3 protein-coding genes are annotated in these 3220 nt (G+C 54.7%); all 3 read left to right on the forward strand.

Annotated elements, in window-relative coordinates; translation table 11 throughout:
• The first annotated feature begins 51 nt into the window (after positions 1-51).
• The 3 genes from HMPREF9442_RS06745 to HMPREF9442_RS06755 are packed head-to-tail and all read left to right on the forward strand — an operon-like array spanning position 52 to position 3213.
• On the forward strand, positions 52-369 hold the full coding sequence (locus tag HMPREF9442_RS06745; RefSeq protein WP_002560983.1) for a DUF4134 domain-containing protein: 318 nt from the start codon (positions 52-54) through the stop codon (positions 367-369).
• A gap of 10 nt (positions 370-379) precedes the next feature.
• On the forward strand, positions 380-712 hold the full coding sequence (locus tag HMPREF9442_RS06750) for a DUF4133 domain-containing protein (RefSeq protein WP_004291514.1): 333 nt from the start codon (positions 380-382) through the stop codon (positions 710-712).
• A complete protein-coding gene (locus HMPREF9442_RS06755; RefSeq protein ID WP_004291515.1) occupies positions 709-3213 on the forward strand; it encodes a TraG family conjugative transposon ATPase in 2505 nt (834 codons plus the stop codon). Before HMPREF9442_RS06750 ends, HMPREF9442_RS06755 begins: the two co-directional genes overlap by 4 nt.
• Positions 3214-3220 lie beyond the last annotated feature (7 nt).

Consider the following 3220-nt stretch of genomic DNA (forward strand, 5'->3'; position numbering starts at 1 on the left):
GCCCGACAAAGGACCATCCACCCTTTTGACGGCAAAAAACAAGAACAGTTTATGAACAAGAACATCTTGAAAAACAGAAAAGCAATCCTCTCCGCGGCACTTGTCATCGCCGCAACCGCCTCCGCTTTCGCGCAGGGAAACGGCATCGCGGGCATCAACGAAGCCACCTCTATGGTGAGTTCTTATTTCGACCCCGGAACTAAACTGATATACGCCATCGGTGCAGTCGTCGGGCTTATCGGGGGCGTAAAAGTGTACGGCAAGTTTTCATCGGGCGACCCCGACACCAGCAAGACAGCCGCCTCGTGGTTCGGCGCGTGCATCTTCCTGATTGTTGCCGCCACCATCCTGCGCTCATTCTTCCTTTAATAAATAATGTATGGCTGAATACCCAATCAACAAGGGTATCGGCCGTCCGGTAGAGTTCAAGGGCTTGAAGGCACAGTACCTCTTCATCTTCTGCGGAGGTCTGCTGGCTCTCTTCGTCCTGTTCGTCATCCTCTACATGGTCGGTATCGACCAGTGGATATGTATCGGCTTCGGCGCGGCATCGTCCTCCCTCCTTGTATGGCAGACCTTCGCGCTGAACGCCCGGTACGGTGAACACGGGCTGATGAAATTAGGAGCGGCACGGAGCCATCCCCGATACCTTATCAACCGGCGGCGGATAACCCGTCTGTTCAAACGACAACGAAAGGAAGAAAGACAATGAGGAATACATCGAAAATGACAACACTGGAAAACAGGTTCCCACTTTTAGCGGTGGAGCATGGCTGCATCATCTCAAAGGACGCCGACATCACGGTGGCTTTCGAGGTGGAACTACCGGAACTTTACACCGTGACGGGTGCGGAGTACGAGGCGATACACAGTTGCTGGTGCAAGGCTATCAAGGTGCTGCCGGACTACTCCGTCGTCCACAAACAGGACTGGTTCATCAAGGAACGCTACAAACCGGAGCTTCAGAAGGACGACATGAGCTTTTTAAGCCGCTCTTTCGAGCGTCACTTCAACGAGCGTCCGTACCTGAAACACACCTGCTACCTCTACCTGACCAAGACAACAAAGGAGCGTAACCGGATGCAGAGCAATTTCAGCACGCTGTGCCGGGGACATATCATCCCGAAGGAGCTGGACAGGGAAACCACGACCAAGTTCTTGGAAGCCTGCGAACAGTTCGAGCGCATCATGAACGACAGCGGGCTTGTCAGGCTGCGCCGCCTCTCCACCGATGAGATTGTGGGTACTGAGGGAAAGACGGGACTTATTGAACGCTACTTCTCGCTCATGCCGGAAGGTGACACCACCTTGCAGGACATCGAGCTTTCGGCAAGGGAGATGCGCATCGGCGACAACCGCCTGTGTCTGCACACCCTCTCCGACGCGGAAGACCTGCCGGGCAAGGTGGCTACCGACACCCGTTACGAGAAGCTCTCCACCGACCGGAGTGACTGCCGACTGTCATTCGCCTCCCCGGTGGGGCTTCTGCTCTCCTGCAACCATATCTACAACCAGTATGTGCTGATAGACAACAGTGAGGAAACCTTGCAGAAGTTCGAGAAGTCCGCCCGTAACATGCAGTCGCTATCTCGCTATTCAAGGAGCAACAGCATCAACCGCGAGTGGATAGACCAATACCTGAACGAAGCCCATTCCTACGGACTGACCTCGGTACGGGCACACTTCAACGTCATGGCGTGGAGCGACGATGCGGAGGAACTGAAGCATATCAAGAACGACGTGGGCAGCCAGTTGGCAAGCATGGAATGCGTGCCGCGCCACAACACCATCGACTGCCCGACACTCTACTGGGCGGCGATACCCGGCAATGCGGCGGACTTCCCGGCGGAAGAGAGTTTCCACACCTTCATCGAACAGGCGGTGTGCCTGTTCACAGAGGAAACCAACTACCGCAGCTCGCTCTCGCCCTTCGGCATCAAGATGGTGGACAGGCTCACGGGAAAACCGCTGCACCTTGACATCTCCGACCTGCCCATGAAGCGAGGTATCACGACCAACCGCAACAAGTTCGTGCTGGGTCCTTCGGGCAGCGGCAAGTCTTTCTTCATGAACCACCTCGTGCGCCAATATTATGAGCAAGGCGCACATGTGGTATTGGTGGACACGGGAAACTCCTATCAGGGCTTGTGCGGCATGATCCGACGCAAGACAGGCGGAGCGGACGGTGTGTATTTCACCTACACGGAAGATAAGCCCATCAGCTTCAACCCGTTCTACACCGACGATTACATCTTCGACGTGGAGAAGAAGGACAGCATCAAGACCCTGTTGCTGACGCTCTGGAAGTCGGAGGACGACAAGGTGACAAAGACGGAGAGCGGCGAGCTGGGCAGTGCCGTGAGTGCCTATATTGAGCGCATCCAATCCGACCGTAGCATCGTGCCGTCGTTCAACACCTTCTACGAGTATATGCGTGACGACTACCGCAAGGAACTGGCACAGCGTGACATCAAGGTGGAGAAGTCCGACTTCAACATCGACAACATGCTCACCACCATGCGGCAGTATTACCGGGGCGGGCGTTACGATTTCCTGCTCAACTCCACGGAGAACATCGACCTGCTCGGCAAGCGGTTCATCGTCTTCGAGATAGATTCGATTAAGGAAAACCGCGAACTGTTCCCCGTCGTGACCATCATCATCATGGAAGCCTTCATCAACAAGATGCGGCGGCTGAAAGGCGTGCGGAAACAGCTTATCGTGGAAGAGGCTTGGAAGGCCCTCTCATCGGCGAACATGGCTGAATATCTGCGCTATATGTATAAGACGGTCAGAAAATATTACGGCGAGGCAATCGTGGTGACGCAGGAGGTGGACGACATTATCAGTTCTCCGGTGGTCAAAGAGAGCATTATCAACAACTCGGATTGTAAAATCCTGCTTGACCAAAGGAAATATATGAACAAGTTCGACCAGATACAGGCGTTGCTCGGACTGACGGAAAAGGAGAAGTCGCAGATACTCTCCATCAACATGGCGAACAACCCTTCACGGCTCTACAAGGAGGTGTGGATAGGCTTGGGCGGCACGCAGTCGGCGGTCTATGCCACGGAGGTCAGCGCGGAAGAGTATCTGGCGTACACCACCGAGGAAACGGAAAAAGTGGAGGTTTACCGTCTGGCGGAGAAGCTGGGCGACGACATCGAAGCCGCCATCCGGCAGCTTGCCGAAAGGCGGAGAAACAAGGAATAACTAAAAA

The sequence above is a fragment of the Paraprevotella xylaniphila YIT 11841 genome, assembly GCF_000205165.1.
In the GTDB taxonomy this organism is placed as follows: domain Bacteria; phylum Bacteroidota; class Bacteroidia; order Bacteroidales; family Bacteroidaceae; genus Paraprevotella; species Paraprevotella xylaniphila.

Bases quoted from the DNA above. Each gene is read 5' to 3' on its own strand.
- HMPREF9442_RS06745 (WP_002560983.1), top strand. From the start codon at position 52: ATGAACAAGAACATCTTGAAAAACAGAAAAGCAATCCTCTCCGCGGCA.
- HMPREF9442_RS06750 (WP_004291514.1), top strand. From the start codon at position 380: ATGGCTGAATACCCAATCAACAAGGGTATCGGCCGTCCGGTAGAGTTC.
- HMPREF9442_RS06755 (WP_004291515.1), top strand. From the start codon at position 709: ATGAGGAATACATCGAAAATGACAACACTGGAAAACAGGTTCCCACTT.